Origin of the sequence: Achromobacter sp. GbtcB20 (genome assembly GCF_019091095.1) — a bacterium.
Classification (GTDB): domain Bacteria; phylum Pseudomonadota; class Gammaproteobacteria; order Burkholderiales; family Burkholderiaceae_B; genus Achromobacter; species Achromobacter mucicolens.
This window is the reverse complement of sequence record NZ_JAGXJZ010000467.1, coordinates 1-287: the sequence shown is the minus strand read 5'-3', so window position 1 is coordinate 287 and position 287 is coordinate 1. Positions and strand designations below refer to the sequence as shown.

The 287-nt window shown below is 67.9% G+C and carries 1 protein-coding gene; it reads left to right on the top strand.

Translation table 11 applies throughout. From position 1 onward, the window contains the following. On the top strand, positions 1–287 hold a 287-nt coding region (locus KVT32_RS29795; RefSeq protein WP_217619397.1), incomplete at both ends, for a M24 family metallopeptidase.

Genomic DNA, 287 nt, shown 5'->3' with positions numbered 1-287 from the left:
GGAAGCGATCAACCCGACGACGTTCGCCAAGTCGCGCAAGAGCGAGGCGGAGGTCGCGCACGTGCGCGCCACCATGGAACACGACGGCGCGGCGCTGTGCGAATTCTTCGCCTGGCTCGAAGCGACCCTGGCCAACCCGCAGCGCGCGCCGATCACCGAGCTGACCATCGACGAACAGATCACCGCGGCGCGTGCGCGCCGCCCGGGTTTCGTCAGCCCCAGCTTCAACACGATCGCCGGCTTCAATGCCAACGGCGCGATCATGCACTACCGCGCCAGCCAGGCTT